This is a genomic window from Thermococcus paralvinellae (genome assembly GCF_000517445.1).
GTDB lineage: Archaea > Methanobacteriota_B > Thermococci > Thermococcales > Thermococcaceae > Thermococcus_B > Thermococcus_B paralvinellae.
The window spans coordinates 1,790,669-1,807,009 of sequence record NZ_CP006965.1; the positions used below are offsets into that span (position 1 = coordinate 1,790,669).

A 16,341-nucleotide genomic window follows, 5' to 3' on the forward strand; every position below is an offset into this window, starting at 1 on the left:
AATCACCTCTCAGAGTATATATCGTATTACCATAGGCGTAACTTTCAATGCTCTAGCTAAAAGCTTTGGATGCTTGATTAATGCTTTTATTGTCTTTGCATGCTCATCAAATTCTGCCGTGTTTTCAATAACCTCTATTGCCTCCCTACTTGATAGAAGCTCGAAGAGCTTTTCAACCTGCTCTTGGCTGAGATTCTTGAAGAGTCTTCTCACTTTCAATCCAAAGGAGATCTCACGTTTTATCTCCTTACAGAGTCTTTCATACTCCCAAGGCTTCCTATTAATGATGGAATATGCTAGAGCATACGCACAGTACATTCCGTATGCGATTCCTCCAGCGGTTAAAGGCTTAATTTGGAGTGCAGCATCTCCCACCAATGCAACGTTCCCTTTAATCCATGGCTTTCTAACGCCTAATGCAACATTTCCAGCCTTAAACTCTATAATATTAGTTTCTTTTAACATCCTGATCTTTATAAAGTTGAAGAGAGTGTCTGGCCTTCCAAAGGTTCCAACTCTTGCTAGGCTTTCATTTATTGGGGCAACCCAGAAGAAAAAGTCTTTATTGAGTTCTTTATTTATCCAAAGCTCAACAAAGTCTGGTTTTTCAAATTCTCCAACGATCTCAACTTCATAACCACTTAAGAATTCTGCATTAGTTTTTGCACCAATTTCTTGGGCTACTTTGCTATTTACACCATCCGCTCCAATGTAAAAGTAAGCACTTATCTCAAATCTATTATTAAACCTCTGAAGAACGGCTTTCCCATTTTTGAAGCCCAGAAATCTTGTATTCATGTAGTACTCAGCTCCTCTCTTCACTGCCATCTCTGCTAAGCTTTTTTCAAGAATCTTTCTACCAACCATGTACGCTTGAGGTTCTTTTCTTTTAATCTCAAAACTCTGTATCTTCGAGTAGAAAACTGCTCCTCTCAGCTTGTTGATTATGGCCTTTTTTGGAAGTTTTAACTCCTCATAACTTCTTGCCCCAATAATTCCAGTGCATGCCTTTCCACCAAAAGAGCTCTTTGCCTCAATTACAGCCACTTTGTAATGTCTCGCAAGCAAAGTTGCTAAATAATTGCCAACTGGACCTCCACCAATGATTGCAATATCGTATTTCATCTCTCTCCCTCAACTTAGATGGGCTTTTAAACCCTATAAAGTTTAGCTTTAGTAGGTGATAACATGAAGGTTCTAGTCACTGGCTTTGAGCCATTTGGGGGAGAAAAGGTAAATCCCTCATGGGAAGCTGTCAAAATGCTTCCGGATGTGATAGGGAATGCTGAAATTGTCAAATATCAGCTCCCAGTCAGCTTCAAAAAAGTTAGGGAGCTTTTGCCGGATATCATCTCAAAGGAGAAGCCAGAGGTTATAATATTAACAGGCCAAGCCGGAGGAAGAGTAAACATAACAGTTGAGCGGGTTGCAATAAATGTCATGGATTCAACGAAAGAGGACAACGACGGATATAAACCAGAAGATGAGCCAATCTTTGAAGATGCTCCAGTAGCTTACTTCTCAACTTTGCCGATAAAACGAATTATAAAAGCTTTAAGGGAAAATAGAATACCAGCAATGGTCTCAAATACTGCCGGAACTTATGTGTGCAACACTGCAATGTTTACCGCTCTACACTACGTTGCTATAAATAAGCTAAATGCCAAAGCGGGGTTTATTCATGTTCCCTACATTCCAGAGCAAGTGTTGGAGAAAAATGCTCCATCAATGCCATTAGAAATGATAAAGAGAGCAATAGAAATTGCTATTATGGAAAGTATCGGTTAATCTTTCTTTTCATTTTTAGGCAATGTTTTTAAGATGTATTCCTAACTATCACTCAAGGCGAGACTATAAAACCTTGTGAGAAGGTGATGCCTATTCTCATACTTGGGGTTGATATAATCAGCGAGAACCCAAAGAGGTTTGCTGTGGTTAGTTGGTTCAATGGAAAGCTTGAGAAAAAAGGTGAGTTCACATTCTATAGATTAGTCCGTTTTATTCGAGCAAAGAGGCCGGATATAATTGCAATGGACAACATCCATGAGCTTGGTGATGATCTAAAGAAGTTTTTAAGGGCTCTGCCTCAAGGAACTAAGCTCGTTCAGGTTACTGGAAGACCAGGGGAGCAGAAGTCTCTTTGGAGCTTAGCAAAGGAGAATGGAATTAGAGTTGGTGATAAGTTTGACCCATATGAGGAAGCTAAGGTATGTGCTCTATTGGCCTCTAAAGGAGTTGGTTATGAGGTTTTAGCCTTTGAGGATGAGGTTATAATAAAGGTCTCTAGAGGTAGAAGTCAGGGAAAAGGCGGCTGGAGCCAGGATAGGTATAGGAGAAGGGTTCACAACTTAATTCAGAATAAAGTCAGAGAAATTGAGGAAACACTAAGGAGAGCAGACATTCCTTTTGATTTGGAAGTTGAAGAGAAGGATTATGGTTTAGCCAGGGGAGAGTTTAAGGTCTATGCTTCAAGAGAGGAATTGGTAGGACTTATAAAACCTATGCACGGTGGAGATGTTGAGATAAGGATAAAACCCGTGGAAAGAAAGAGCTTGGAGTTTGTGCCGTTAAAGAGTGAAAAAGCCATTCAAGTGAGGAAAAGCGTTATAATTGGCCTTGATCCAGGAATAACTGTGGGCATAGCGGCTCTTGACTTGGATGGGAATATTGTGGCAGTTTACAGCGAAAGGAACATGGCAGTGAGCGATATTGTTAGGTTTATATCCGATGTGGGACATCCAATAATTGTTGCAACTGACGTTAATCCCGCTCCAGGTTTGGTTGAAAAGATTGCCCGTTCATTTAAGGCTATCCTCTATGTCCCAAGAGAGAGCTTGCGTGTAGAGGAAAAGAATGAGCTTTTGAGAAGCCTAGGTATTAGCGTTGATGATGATCATCAAAGAGATGCTTTGGCAGCTGCTTATAAGGCGTATCTGAGATTGAAGCCAAAGCTCGATCATGTTGATGCAAAGCTCAGAGAACTCGGCTTAATGAAGAAAAGCAATGAGATTAAAGCTCTGGTTATTCAGGGATACAACCTCGGAGAGGCTATAATGAGAGTTAAACTGAGAGAGAAGCCAAAAGAAGAAATTAAGGTCCTCCCGGAGGAAGAAAGCGTTGATGTAACGCCTTATATTGAGAAAATCAAGGAACTTGAGAAAACGATTAAAATGCTTGAGAGGGAAAATCAGGAGCTTAGAGCTATAATCGAGGAGCAAAAGAAAAGAATTGAAAAGCTTGGGGATAAGCTGGCATACTACGATGAAGAAGTTAGAGCCAAAGTTATCAGGAGTAAAGAGATTGAGATTAGGGATAAGAGAATTGCATATCTTGAAAAAGAACTCAAAGAAGCAAAAGCAATAATTGAAAAGCTCAGCAGGGACTTAGTTTTGGCAAAGAGAATGCACCTCCTTGAACTTAAAGGTTCTGCAGTTCCTCTTAAAGTCCTTGAGAGCTTAACATGGAAGGAGATAGAGAAACTTGAGCGCTCTGCAAGGATTAAAAAAGACGATGTAATCTATGTTATTAATCCTTCGGGAGCTGGGAAGAGCATAGCTGAGTATTTGGTCGAAAAGGAGATTAAAGCATTAATAAGTGCAAAAACTCTGCCGAATAACGTCTATGAGGTGCTTAGAGAGAATAAAGTTCCAGTGTTTTATGAGGACGAAATTAAGGTTAAAAGAGTTGATGAGTTTGCAATAGTTGATAGGGAAGAACTTGAGAAGGCAATAGAGCAGAGGTTAGCACAGTGGGAAGAAGAGGACAGAGAGAAGGAAATTCAAGAGTTCTTAAGATTGGTTGAGGAATATAGAATTGAAAGGATTAAAGAGCTTAAAAAGAAGGCTGAGGAGGAGAGCTAAATCTGATTCAGCAATTCTTTCAGCATTCTCAAGTATTTTCCAGTCTCTTCAGCCCCATTATCTGTTATTTCAACAGCAGTCCTTGGCCTGTCTGCGAAGACTTTTGTTAGCTTTACATAGCCAGCTTTCTCCAGTGTCTTTAGATGGGAGTCTAAATTGCCGGGAGTTACATCTAAAACTTTTTGCAGTTCCTTAAACAGAACCTTTCCTCTCGGCAGGAGATACAGCATGATGCCTAACCTAATGGGATTCCCAAGCACATGGTTTTTCACCAGCTTCCGTAGTTCCATGGGATCACCCTAAACTCTTAAATGCTGAGTAGATGTATGCTAGCACCGTTAACCCGAATGCAAACACTACAACGAATCCTGCGTAAATCATTGCAGCTTTGGCAACTTTTGGAATCAGAGGAATAGCGAGTGCTGGAATCAAGAATGCTGGGATCATCTCCTTCTCTAGGCTTTTTCCGAAGTACCAGAATGCTAGGAACATTCCGAAGACTGACCAGCTTATGAAGACTAAGTATCCAATCCCCAATGCTACTAGAGGTTCAAATGTTCCTAGACACCTTGGTATGATGATCCACCCAAGTATTGTTCCTGATATCCATGAAAATGCTATTGCCCATCCAAACGCTGAAAAGCTTACTATTTTTCTGCCTGCGCTCAAGTATAGCTTTACTAACCGTTTCCAAATTATCTTCGTAAAGTATGCAAACACTACGAACGCTGAAGTCCAGTATATGGCTGTTAACTGCCATGGAATTGTCTTTAAAGGTCCAATTATTATGTAATAGAGTGTCGCTATCACTATCCAGACTTGAAACTGCATTGCTGCGTATATCTTCTCTGCGGCAATGAGCTTTTCCTCAACCTTCTCCAACACAGTTTTCAGATCTTCCATGGTTTTCACCGATACTAAATATAACTTTGAGGTATTTAACCCAATAAGAATTTCTGAAATTCAGAACAAAAACGAAAATCTTATCTAAACTTCTTTAGAATTTATAGAATGGTGGAAGCATGGATGTCAGGCTTCTATTAGCAGTAATCTTAGTTTTTGGTATTGGGTCTGGCGTTAGAAAGCTTGTTGAGAAGCTTATTGGAAATGTGGACGATTTTGAAGTGGTGATGTTTAGCATAGGAGTAAGTCTAACTTTATTTTGGATTGTCTCAAAAATCTTCCTAAAAGAGGAATTTATACCGCTCGGGTTGGCTCTCTTTTCCTTAGTATTGGGAACTGCTATGTTGATTGACAAACTGTTCCTGTCAAAAACCTTAGGCCTTCAAAAGTCAAATCAGAATAACGAAAATTGAAGAACTTTAATCAGAAAGAGGATAACAAAATTAGATACCTTGTTTGTGAGTTAGAGTAAAGATATTTGGGACTTATTATCCAGAATGTGGAAAAACTCATCGTTCGATTCGGCTGTAAGGTTGTTGAATAGAATCTGCCAAAAGACAATAGATGTCCAAGATGTGGGAAGAATATTCCAATTTATGGAAATCCTAACATAAGCTCTTGAATGCCTCGGTCAGCCATCCTCTCATCACATATCAGCTAACAGCTCTTTCCTCATCGGCTTTTACTCCACTCTAAACGTCAGCCCCAGCTCCTTAGCTTTTTTCTGCACCTGCAGTTTAAACTGACATGCCTTGCATATCTCTCCAGTCGTCGGCTGTCCGCAAATCTTACACCGGTTCAGCTTTCTCTTCACATAGTGCTTTGCTAAAATCGGGAAGAGCTTGTCGTAGCTCCTTAAAATTTGGTATTTCGTTCCGGGGTGCTTCTCTTCCATCTCATTCAACCAGTCCCTTATTTCAGCTCTAAATGCCTCAACAGCATAGGGACATTCACTGAAGTCAACCTCAATGTTGTTGAGAACAGCATAAAGAACTATTTCCTTCTCTGGCACCTCTCTCAAGGGCTTAATTCTTGGAACTAAGTCCTCGTGAATGACCTCATAATACGGCCCAGTTCTTCCTAATCTTGCAATGTCTCCGCGCATTATGTTCATCAAAAACACTTGTGCTTCATCATCTAAATTTAAGCCGATGGCTAATTTATCTGCCCCAACATCTTGAGCTGCATAGTTGAGTAGCCATCTCCTCCATACGCCGCAATAAGAGCAAGCCCCGACTCGCTCCCCCTTTTCAAAGCTTCCCATAATTTGAACTGTTTCATCAAGTGTGAAGCCGATATATTCCTTAAAGGAGTAGATGTGATACTCTATTCCTAAAAGCTCTGCATTCTTCTTTGCTATCTCGACACTCGGCGGTCTATAACCTGCAATTCCCTCATCTATTGTTATAGCAACAATTTCAAAAGGGAACTTCTTCTTAAGCTTGGCTAAAAGATGCAAGAGAACAACACTGTCCTTTCCGCCACTTACTCCAACGGCTATCCTCTCGCTGCGCTTAATCATTTTATACTTTCTCACAGTCTGCTTTACTTTTTTCTCAACCATTTCATTGAAGTGTTTGTGACAGTAGTACTTGCCCTCATAACGAGCGTGATAAACAGCTTCTCTCCCACATTTTGAACATTTCATGACCTCACCTAACTTTCAGAAGAAGCTTGGTTTTAAAAGGATTTAGGTTGAGTATCAGTGAATTATATTGGTCATAAACGCTCGTTATCGAAAACTTTTTTATGAATAAAACCTTTTCTTTACACGGGGGATACTTGTGGAACTCCTTAAGACAGGTATTAGAAAATTAGATGAAGTTATTGGTGGTGGACTATTGGAAGATTCTGTTCTACTGATAATCTATGACACCTATTCTCTCGGTTGGACATTGGGAGTTAAAATCCTCAAAAACAGAATAAACAGTGGGGATTTTGGAGTTATAATAAACACTGTTCTACCTGTATCTTCTCTCTCAATGGAATTTAAAATTGCAAATTTTGAACTAGAAAAAATGGCTAGAGAAGGCAATTTGGGTATAATCGATATATTCGCCTCTTTTAATAAAATACAATATGACGACCCATTCATTTATTACACTGATATGGATACCTCAACGTTTTTGCCCAAATTCACAACTATGTACAGGAAGATGCTTAGTGAAATTATCAAAGACAAGCGGCCTATTGGCCTCACTGTTACTATGGACGGTCTTGCATTCCTGTTAGGAGAAGAGCAGTACATTAAAATACTCCAGAGGAACTTGGCCATAAAAGAAACTGCTAGAATTAAAGAAAGTAGGAAAAGACCATTAAACGTGTTCTTGCTGAATAGAGATAGAGTGTCAAAGAGATTTATCTCGTGGCTGGCTTTATACAGTCAGTATATTGTTGAATTTTATTCTTTAGAAGAGGGAAACGAAGAAAAAATGATTGTAAGGAAATCACCTCTTCCAGAATTTGAGCCTAAAACCTATCGTTTCAAATTGAAAAAAGGCCAAGTGAAGATCTTTTAGTCTTTTTTAAAGCTTAAAGCTAGTTTCACTGCTTCCTTTGGATTATTTACAAAATGAACCTTTACAATCTTTTTGTGATCAAAGTAGCCGTCTTTGGCTAATAATTCAAGCCTATCGCTTGCATATCCAGTGTCTGTAAGAATTATCAAAGGTTTTCCATAGTCATAGGCCATCAATGCTTCGACCATAGTTCCGATTCCACCACCTAAAACAACTAAAACATCAGCTGAGTTTATCATTACAGCACTCCTTTCTGCAAAGTCCATTCCGGTTTTTATCCTTATCGTGTTGAATTCATTGCCTTCCTGTCTCTCTGGAAGTATTCCAACTACAATCCCCCGGCTTTTCTGAATTCTTCGCTGACAATTCTCATAATTCCGCCTCTACCACCAGTTAATAAAGCAACTTCATCTTTATATTTCCCAAGCTCTCTCGCAAACTCTCTTGCCTTTCTCTCTGCTTTTTTCAGAGGTTTTTCATCACTTGAACCTGCTATTGCTATTTGAATCATAGAATCACCCTATCAGATTCCTTATAGCTGGAATTAGATTTATTGCAAGTAGTATAATACCAATACCAAGGAAGGCAAAGCTTATTGGCTTTGCAATTTTTTCTGGGAGGAATTCCTTAAGGGTTTCATCAAGTATCCTGCCACCATCAAGAGGTATTAGTGGAAAAAGGTTCATTAGACCAATTCCGAGGTTTAAGATGTAAATCCAATACAGAGCAAAGGCTAATGGTAGGACGATTTCTTCATGTCCTATTGTTGATACTACATGCTGGGAGGGATAGACTCCTAAATACCCCTTTCCTGGGTTGTTTGGGTTTTCTCCGAGAGGTATTTTAACACTGATCTTTTCACCATTTCGTAGAACTTCCAGAGTTATGAGTTGTCCAGGCTTTGTTGTGTTCATGAAGTTTAAGAAGTCTTCAACAGTCTTTATATGCTCTCCATTTATTCCAATTATTATATCTCCCTCGTGGAGATAGTTTATAGCTGGACCCTTAGGATCAAATTGAACTATTTCAACACCAGCATGCTGAAGGACAGGAGCTAAGGCATAGTTAAGGAGCATGAGAGCGAGTAAAGCTGTAACAATGTTGGCCATTGAACCAGCACCATAGACTCTGAGCCTTTTAATGAGCGGAACTTTTTTCAGCTCATCTTCATCTGGTTCAACAAAAGCCCCAGGAATCACAAAGAACAGCACAAGTCCAACAGATTTTAAAGGCAAATCCTCAGCTCTCGCAACAACTCCATGGCTCAATTCATGGACAACCATTACAACGATTAAACCAATCAAACCATACCACAGAGGTATTGTAACGCCGGGAATTACGAGCTGAACTCCAGCAACTTGAGCTTTGGCCCTTATTGCGATAAGGGCAGATCTTATCAACATGTAGAAGACAAACACCATCCCCCCAAACCCTACAATAATTCCAACTGTCCCATAGACTTTCCAGAAACGCTTATACTTTTGAGCAATTTTATCTATAAATCCAAGAAGTTTTTTTGTACGCCACATTATTATGAACATATCAACTGCTAGACCTTCCTCATTTTCCTCTTCTTCTTTTCTTCCAAAGAGAATGTAGAGAATTCCCCAGAACGCAATGAGAATAATTATGAGTGTCCAAAGATTCATTTTTAACACCTCTTTAACAACACTATTTTGTCTCCTTTATAAAGTTTAATTTTAATTAAGAATTTTGCTAATTTCTGATAATTTTCCTCTTTTGTGCTTTTGATGTTACTTATTCCCAATATCTCTTTAAGGTTAAAGGTTATGTAAGAAAAATAGGTACAAAGATAATCTATATTACTCGTCCAACACGGTAATAAATGAATCCATTTTTTTCGACTTTTTTTGCATCTAAAATATTCCTCCCATCTATTATTATCTTGTTGTTCATATCTTTTGCTATTTTGTCTAAATCTAGGTTTTTGAATTCTTTGTGGTCGGTTACTATGATTATTGCGTCTATGTTTTTGAAGTCTTTTTTCCATTCTGCTCCGAAGCGTTTTGCGTCCTCTGGAGTACACAATGGATCATAAGCGTAAACTTTAGCTCCCCATTCTTTGAGCTCTTTGATTATTGGAATTGCTGGACTCTTCATGAATTCCCTAACTCCACCTCTGAATGTTAGTCCCAAAACTAAGACATTGCTCCCCTTCAATGATTTTCCAACCTCATTGAGAGCCTTTATAGTAAGCTCAACTATATGATGGGGCATCGAGTCGTTAATCTCTCTAGCCGTCTTAATCAAGTGTGGGTTCGTCTTTTTGGCTAAGTTGATAACGAACCATGGGTAGATTGGAATGCAGTGCCCGCCAACTCCAGCCCCAGGCATGTGGAGGTGACAGTAGGGCTGAGTATTTGCCGCCCTAAACACTTCAAGGGCGTCCAAGCCATGCTCTTCGCACCATAATGCTAATTCATTAGCCAGGGCAATGTTAACGTCTCTGTAAATGCCCTCAAAGACTTTAACGGCCTCGGCCGCTTTTATGGAACTAACTGGAATGACTCCCTTTTTGTTTATTGTCTCGTATATTCCGATAACTGCTTCGAGGGTTTTCTCGTCACTTGCCCCGACTATTTTAGGATACTGGCCAGTAATATCTCTAATTGCAGTTCCGGTCATTGTTCGCTCGGGAGCGTGAGCAAGGCCAAACTCACCAAGCTTTAAACCAGATTTCTCAAGAATTGGAATTAGGCTTTCTGTAGTTCCGGGAGGCATTGTTGCCTCCGTAATTACAATATCTCCCTTTTCCAAACCCTGAGAAATCTTCTCGGCGACATCATAGACTGGATCAAGCTTTAGATTGCCTTTCTCATCTGCAAGGGTGGGGACAATAATAATCATAACATCAGCCTGTTTTGCCGCCCAAGCCCCATCAGTTGTAGCTCTTAACCGCCCCGCCTCAACGTTCTTCTTGACTAATTCGGATAAACCCGGCTCTTCTTTAACGTGATTCTCTCCCATATTTACCATTTCAACGATTTTCTCGTTAATATCAACGCCGATTACATCGGCACCATGATCAGCAAAAACAGCTGCTAGGGGAAGACCCATCTTCCCGAGACCATAAACAGCAATCGTAACTTTGCCCTCTTTGAAAACTTGCTTAACCTCATCCCTCTTCAAACCAAGAAGCTTCATCTCAATCAACCTCCAATACTTCATCTCTTTTTGCACTTTCTAAAGCTTTCAAAGCAACCTTAAGAGCATGCAAGCCATCCTCACCAGAGATTAGAGGTCTTTTACCTTCCTTGACGCATTCTATAAAGTGCACAAGTTCATTCCTTAAAGGTTCTCTCTTGTTTATCTTAGCATCTTTTTCCCATTCATCATTGTAGATTGTAAGCTTTTGTTGGATGTAATCTAAGTACGCTATGCCGTTAGTCCCGACAGCTGTCAGGGTTCTTGTCTTATGAGGCGTTAGCCAATTAGTTTCCACAATCCCGCTTTTACCATTAGAAAAACCAAGCATTATTAATGCATGATCTTCAACGCCGGCAGGATGTTTTACATTTCCAGCCCGAGCATACACTTTTTTCACTTTGTCATCAAATAGGAAACTAATAACATCGATGTCATGGACACCTAAATCAATAATAATCCCAACATCCCTAATTCTAACAGCCATTGGTCCCACTCTTTTAGCACTGATTGATACTACCTCCCCTAAAAGCCCCTCTCGTATGCTCTCTTTCAGCTTAAGTACCGCCGGATTAAACCTCTCAATGTGTCCAACCATTAGAATGACGTTATTTGCTTTTGCTGCTTTAATGATTTCTTGAGCGCTCTCAATGCTCTCTGCTATAGGTTTTTCAATCAAAACATGAATACCTTTTTCAATGAACTCCAAAGCAACTTGCTTGTGAAGAGAAGTAGGAACTGCAATGCTAACGGCATCCAACTCCTCCTTAGCAAGCTCCCTATAATCAGCAAAGGGCTTAGTGTTGAATTTCTTAGCAACTTCTTTTGCACGCTCAAAATCTGCATCAGCAACTCCAACGAGTTCGACTTTTCCTTCTTTTGCTAATTCTGAATAAACTCTCGCATGATGGAATCCCATGTTTCCGACGCCAACAACGCCAACGCGAAGCATTTTGATCACCTTAAAAGCGAGATTAAGAGGAAAGATCTTTGAGTGTTTGGATTATGTAAGCTATATCTTCTTTACTTACTGCTGGATGGACTGGAAGGCTCAAGACTTTTTTTGATGCCTCAACAGCATTTGGACAGCATTCTTTTGAATAACCAAGCTTTTGATACAAAGGCTGCCAATGAACAGGCATTGGATAGTGAATCCCTGTCCCGATTCCTCTTCCTCTGAGTTTTTGAGCTAATTCGTCTCTATTTAGTGGAAAGCCATCTTCGACTCTGATGACATACTGGTGGAAGACGTGTTTGACTCTAGGATCGACATAAGGTGGTGTTAGGCCTTTAATCTTGCCTATCCCTTCAGTTAAAAGCTTGGCATTTTCGATTCTCTTAGCATTCCATTCGTCAAGCTTTTTAAGCTGGATTCTGCCGATTGCTGCGGCAATGTTAGTCATTCTCAAATTGTAGCCGAGTTCTTCATGCAAATACTTCTTAGTTTGCCCGTGATTTATCAAAAGCTCGGCTCTCCTAGCTAATTCTTCGTTGTTTGTAACCACTATTCCTCCTTCTCCAGTGGTCATGTTTTTGGTTGGGTAAAAGCTGAAGGCTGCAATGTCTCCAAAAGTGCCAACTTTTTGGCCTTCAAACTCAGCACCATGAGCTTGTGCACAATCCTCAATAAGGTAAAGCTTGTAATCTTCGGCAATCTCTTTGAAAGCCTTCATGTCGGCAGGCTGCCCATAAAGGTGAACCACAAGAATTGCCCTCGTTTTATTGTTAATTTTCTCCAGAACGTCATCAGGATCAAGGTTGAATGTTTTTGGATCAATGTCAGCAAAAACGGGCTTTGCTCCTTGGAAGAGTATTGAGTTAGCAGAGGCAATGAAAGTGAAGGGGGTTGTAATTACTTCATCTCCCTCCTTAATTTTCAAAGCTTTAAGTGCAACATCTAGAGCAGTTGTTCCGTTGCAAGTTGCAATTCCGTATTTTGCACCTAAATACTCGGCAAATTCTCTCTCAAAAGCTTCAACTTCTTTTCCGCTTGCAAGCATTCCGCTTTTTAAAACTTCAATAACAGCGTTTATCTCCTCGTCTCCGATTAAAGGCTTGGCAATTGGAATTTGTCTCATTTTAACCGCCTCACAAGTCTTCTTCCTTTAGATATCTTTCGTAATCTTCTTTTCTTATTTTAACTTCTCTCCCACAGTGGGAGCATTTGAAGATTATGTGGTTTTCATTCTCGCCAATTTTTTCTTTTAATTTTCTACCACAATAGCATACAAAACCCTTTAAGCGGGCGGGATTTCCATAAACTAGGCCAAATGGTGGCACGTCTTTTGTGACAACGGCTCCAGCGCCGATCATTGCATACTCGCCAATTGTTACGCCACAAACTATTGTGGCGTGGGCTCCGATGCTTGCTCCTTTCTTAACCAAAGTTGGCACAAGCTCCCAGTCCTCGTTAAAGGCTCTCGGGTAAAGGTCGTTTGTAAAAGTCATGTGTGGGCCGAGGAAAACGTCATCCTCGACTTTTACTCCACGATAAACGCTTACTCCATTTTGGATTTTTACGTTGTTTCCGATTTCTACTCCTACGTCAATGTAAACGTCTTTTCCAATGTTGCAGTTCTTTCCAATTTTGGCACCCTTTCTTACGTGTGCAAAATGCCAAATCCTCGTTCCCTCACCAATCTCAACCTCTTCCTCAACAACAGCAGTCGGATGGACGAAATATTTTTGAGCCATGGATAACACCTAAGAGTTTAGTGGAGTACTCCAGATATAAGGTTTGCCTATGGTGAGAATATGAATTATCCCTTTGTTAGTGTAATAATCCCAGCATATAATGAAGAGAGATACATAGCTAAATGTCTAGAGGAGTGGGTTAATCAGAACTATCCAAAGGATCACTATGAAATACTGGTCTACGATGGGATGAGCACGGATAGAACAGCGGAGATAGTGAAGAATTTTGAAGAGCGTTATCCGGGACTTGTGTACTACAAACTTAATCCAAAGCGAAAGCAGGTGTTTGCTTTTAACATGGGAATAAGAGAGGCGAAAGGGGAGTATTTTATAATCTTTGGTGCACATGCATACCCTGAGAGGAATTTTTTGAAAAAGAGTGTTGAAACATTCCTGGAAGTTAAAAAAAGTGAACCTAAGCTGGCTGGAGTTGGAGGGAAGATAATAAAGCTCTTTGAGAATCGTTTGGCAAAACTTGTGGCATTAATATATTCCTCTCCTCTTTCTGGAGCAAGTACATTTTGGTATGAGGAGAGGCCCCACTTTGCTAAAACTATTGCGTTTGCGTTGTATGATAAAAAGATAGTGGAAGAGATTGGGGGATTTGATGAAGATATGTTCATCGGAGACGATTTTGAGTTCAACCTTAGGATAAACAAGCGGGGATATAGGCTGTTCTTTAATCCAGAAATCAAAAGCTACTACTTCGCTCGCTCGACATGGAAAGGCTTCTTAAAGCAGACGTTTAACTATGGGGCCGTTAAGGCGATGGCAGTTAGAAAGGGTTATTTCTCACCAATGTGGTTGTTTCCTCTAGCGTTTTTGGGCTTTGAGATAAGTATGATTGTATTGCGTCCCTTAATTTGGATTTTCGTGCTTTATTGGTTAGCTCTCTTGGGGGAAGCTATGAGATTAGGAGTTAAAACAAGAAATTGGGATGCTGTTATTATGCCACCCATGATGTTCATCTTTCACAATCTAATCTCAATTGGGTTCGTTGTCGGGTTGGTTGTTGGGAAACGGGCATACAGGTGAGTATATGAAGATCGTAATGATAGTTTCTAACCCTTTCAAGCCGGATCCACGCGTGTATAAAGAGGCAAAGAGCCTTGTCAAACACGGGCATAAAGTTACGGTTATCGCATGGGACAGGGAAGGAGAGTATCCCAAAGAAGAAAGCATTGATGGAATAAGGGTTCTTAGAATTAAAGTTAAGTCTAAATACGGGAATTTTTTTGACTTTCTTCTAAAGCTACCATTTTTTTACTTGAAATCCCTTAAGCTTCTCCTAAAAGAGGACTTCGATGTCATACATACCCATGATTTTGATACAGCGATTTTAGGTCTTTTAATTAGGAGGCTTAAAGATATTAGGTGGATCTATGATGTACATGATCTTTATGAGAGCTTAGTTGAAAAAGAGAACTCAAGAGCTGCTAAAGTTATATCAAAACTCGAGAGGATTATTATTGATCTCCCTGATTATGTAATCGTCGTTAACGATGCATTTATACGACTCATGAGGGAAAGAGGAAGGACTAAGCCGATCTTAGTTATAATGAACACGATAGAACCAATTAAAGTGGAAAAACAAAAATCTAAGAGATTCACACTTTTCTATGCTGGCGTTTTGTCTTCTGGAAGGTTCATCCTTGAAATGATCGACATTGCAAAAGAACTAAGAATAAGACTTAAAATTGCAGGCTCTGGAAAATTAGAACATGAAGTAAAAAAGCGATGCCATGATAGCTGTTTGTTTTTGGGTTATATACCGCACAGAAAGGCACTTGAAGAGCTATCTAAATCACATGCGACATTTGCCATCTACACTCCTAAAATACTCAACAACCTCCTTGCAGCACCGAATAAATTATTTGAGGCAATGTGTCTAAAGGTTCCAATAATTGCCGTGAAAGGCTCAGTCATGAGCAAAATAGTCGAGCGGCATAGATGCGGGGTCACAGTGGAATATGAAAAAAAGGATGTTAAGGAAAAGGTGCGTCACATCATGGAGAATCCGAAGTTGATTAAAAAGATGGGTCATAACGGAAGAAAAGGATTTTTAAAGGAGTATACTTGGAGAAATATGGAGGAAAAGCTGGTAAAGTTATATGAGGGATTAAAATGAAAGTTGTTACGGTTGTTGGTGCTCGTCCACAATTCATTAAAATGGCTCCTGTCTCGAGGGAGTTGAGGAAGTATTTTGATGAAATTATAGTCCATACGGGCCAGCATTATGATTATGAGATGGATAGAATTTTCTTTGAGGAGTTGAGTATTCCGGAACCCGATTATCATCTTGGCGTCGGCTCTGGGAGTCATGGTTATCAAACAGGAGAGATGCTTAAGAAGATTGAAGAAGTTTTGATAAAGGAGAAGCCGGATCTAGTCTTAGTTTATGGTGATACTAATTCAACTCTTGCTGGTGCTTTAGCCGCAGTAAAGCTTCACATTAAAGTTGCCCATGTTGAGGCTGGCTTGAGGAGTTTTGACAAAAGAATGCCTGAGGAAGTTAATAGGGTTTTGACTGACCACGTTAGTGATTACCTCTTTGCACCAACAGAGACAGCAGTTGAAAACCTGTACAATGAAGGAATTAGAAAGGGAGTATACTTAACAGGGGATGTAATGTATGATGCCTTGCTAAGCAATATAAAAATAGCTCAAAAGAAGTCTAGGATACTTGAAGAGCTAGGATTAAAGTCCAAAAAATACTTACTAGCAACAGTTCACAGGGCTGAAAATACTGACAACAGGAAAAACTTGGAAAACATTATTGAAGCCTTCATCGAGAGCAATGAGTTAATAGTTTTCCCAGCCCATCCAAGGACCCAAAAATACTTAAAAGCTTATAATCTGATTGAAAAAGTTAAAAAAGCAGAGAATATTCTGCTAATCAATCCCGTTGGCTACTTGGACATGCTTGTCCTAGAGGAAAACGCCAGAAAAATTCTCACTGATTCTGGTGGCGTTCAAAAAGAAGCTTATTTCCTTAAGGTTCCATGCATTACACTAAGAGAAAAAACAGAATGGGTGGAAACTGTTGAAGATGGATGGAACATTCTAGTTGGAGCTGATAAGGAGAAAATAATCAAAGCAATCAGACAGTTCGAGCCTGCTGGAGAGACATACACTTACAAATTCGGAAACGGAAAAGCAAGTAAAAAAATAGTAAAGATATTGATTTAATTGGGGGGTAA

The 16,341-nt window shown here is 39.8% G+C and carries 16 protein-coding genes and 1 pseudogene; 7 read left to right on the plus strand and 10 right to left on the minus strand.

Annotated features, from left to right (window positions below; translation table 11 throughout):
• Nucleotides 1-9: 9 nt before the first annotated feature.
• Entirely contained in the window at nt 10-1,125 is a 1,116-nt protein-coding gene (locus tag TES1_RS09785) for a geranylgeranyl reductase family protein (RefSeq protein ID WP_042682346.1), read from the minus strand.
• 63 nt (nt 1,126-1,188) lie between these two features.
• On the opposite strand from TES1_RS09785, the gene pcp reads away from it, so the two are divergent.
• Together pcp and TES1_RS09795 are read left to right on the plus strand one after the other, a co-directional pair.
• Nucleotides 1,189-1,788, plus strand: coding sequence for a pyroglutamyl-peptidase I (pcp, locus tag TES1_RS09790; RefSeq protein ID WP_042682347.1), 600 nt, complete (start codon nt 1,189-1,191; stop codon nt 1,786-1,788).
• An 86-nt stretch (nt 1,789-1,874) separates the two neighbouring features.
• Entirely contained in the window at nt 1,875-3,860 is a 1,986-nt protein-coding gene (locus TES1_RS09795; protein ID WP_042682348.1) for a DUF460 domain-containing protein, read from the plus strand.
• Here TES1_RS09795 and TES1_RS09800 read toward each other — a convergent pair.
• The gene (locus tag TES1_RS09800) at nt 3,857-4,150 is read right to left on the minus strand and encodes a transcriptional regulator (RefSeq protein WP_042682349.1); all 294 of its coding nucleotides are present in this window, start codon (nt 4,148-4,150) and stop codon (nt 3,857-3,859) included. The two genes, TES1_RS09795 and TES1_RS09800, sit on opposite strands and share 4 nt — an antisense overlap.
• A 4-nt stretch (nt 4,151-4,154) precedes the next feature.
• Nucleotides 4,155-4,763 carry a hypothetical protein gene (locus tag TES1_RS09805; protein WP_051408219.1) on the minus strand — a complete coding sequence of 203 codons (609 nt, stop codon included), beginning with the start codon at nt 4,761-4,763 and terminating at the stop codon, nt 4,155-4,157.
• Nucleotides 4,764-4,882: 119 nt separating this feature from the next.
• Here TES1_RS09805 and TES1_RS09810 point away from each other — a divergent pair, with 119 nt between their 5' ends.
• Nucleotides 4,883-5,176: a hypothetical protein gene (locus TES1_RS09810; protein WP_042682351.1), complete on the plus strand. Its 294-nt coding sequence runs from the start codon at nt 4,883-4,885 to the stop codon at nt 5,174-5,176.
• Between the two features lie 269 nt (nt 5,177-5,445).
• On the opposite strand, the gene TES1_RS09815 is transcribed toward TES1_RS09810, so the two are convergent.
• Nucleotides 5,446-6,411 carry a TIGR00269 family protein gene (locus tag TES1_RS09815; protein ID WP_042682352.1) on the minus strand — a complete coding sequence of 322 codons (966 nt, stop codon included), beginning with the start codon at nt 6,409-6,411 and terminating at the stop codon, nt 5,446-5,448.
• 136 nt (nt 6,412-6,547) lie between these two features.
• Between TES1_RS09815 and TES1_RS09820 the strand changes: the two genes are divergently transcribed.
• A complete protein-coding gene (locus TES1_RS09820; protein ID WP_042682354.1) occupies nt 6,548-7,282 on the plus strand; it encodes an RAD55 family ATPase in 735 nt (244 codons plus the stop codon).
• Here TES1_RS09820 and TES1_RS09825 read toward each other — a convergent pair.
• The 6 genes and pseudogenes from TES1_RS09825 to TES1_RS09850 all read right to left on the minus strand — a co-directional run bounded on the left by TES1_RS09825 (nt 7,279) and on the right by TES1_RS09850 (nt 13,141).
• A pseudogene (locus TES1_RS09825) lies at nt 7,279-7,793 on the minus strand (TIGR00725 family protein). The gene TES1_RS09820 and the pseudogene TES1_RS09825 overlap by 4 nt on opposite strands.
• A gap of 4 nt (nt 7,794-7,797) precedes the next feature.
• A complete protein-coding gene (locus TES1_RS09830) occupies nt 7,798-8,931 on the minus strand; it encodes a site-2 protease family protein (RefSeq protein WP_042682356.1) in 1,134 nt (377 codons plus the stop codon).
• Nucleotides 8,932-9,100: 169 nt separating this feature from the next.
• Nucleotides 9,101-10,447 (minus strand): nucleotide sugar dehydrogenase, encoded by a 1,347-nt coding sequence (locus TES1_RS09835; protein WP_042682357.1) that lies wholly within the window; start codon nt 10,445-10,447, stop codon nt 9,101-9,103.
• A 1-nt stretch (nt 10,448) separates the two neighbouring features.
• The gene (locus TES1_RS09840; protein WP_042682358.1) at nt 10,449-11,399 is read right to left on the minus strand and encodes a UDP-N-acetylglucosamine 3-dehydrogenase; all 951 of its coding nucleotides are present in this window, start codon (nt 11,397-11,399) and stop codon (nt 10,449-10,451) included.
• Between the two features lie 22 nt (nt 11,400-11,421).
• Entirely contained in the window at nt 11,422-12,525 is a 1,104-nt protein-coding gene (locus TES1_RS09845; RefSeq protein ID WP_042682360.1) for a DegT/DnrJ/EryC1/StrS family aminotransferase, read from the minus strand.
• A gap of 10 nt (nt 12,526-12,535) precedes the next feature.
• Nucleotides 12,536-13,141 (minus strand): acyltransferase, encoded by a 606-nt coding sequence (locus TES1_RS09850; protein WP_173391301.1) that lies wholly within the window; start codon nt 13,139-13,141, stop codon nt 12,536-12,538.
• A gap of 60 nt (nt 13,142-13,201) precedes the next feature.
• Here TES1_RS09850 and TES1_RS09855 point away from each other — a divergent pair, with 60 nt between their 5' ends.
• From TES1_RS09855 to wecB, 3 genes are read left to right on the plus strand one after another with little or no spacing between them, the layout of a single operon-like run.
• The gene (locus TES1_RS09855) at nt 13,202-14,176 is read left to right on the plus strand and encodes a glycosyltransferase (protein WP_042682364.1); all 975 of its coding nucleotides are present in this window, start codon (nt 13,202-13,204) and stop codon (nt 14,174-14,176) included.
• 4 nt (nt 14,177-14,180) lie between these two features.
• A complete protein-coding gene (locus TES1_RS09860) occupies nt 14,181-15,269 on the plus strand; it encodes a glycosyltransferase family 4 protein (protein ID WP_042682366.1) in 1,089 nt (362 codons plus the stop codon).
• Nucleotides 15,266-16,330, plus strand: a complete 1,065-nt coding sequence (wecB, locus tag TES1_RS09865) for a non-hydrolyzing UDP-N-acetylglucosamine 2-epimerase (RefSeq protein ID WP_042682367.1) — start codon at nt 15,266-15,268, stop codon at nt 16,328-16,330. The genes TES1_RS09860 and wecB overlap by 4 nt, the downstream gene beginning before the upstream one ends.
• Nucleotides 16,331-16,341 lie beyond the last annotated feature (11 nt).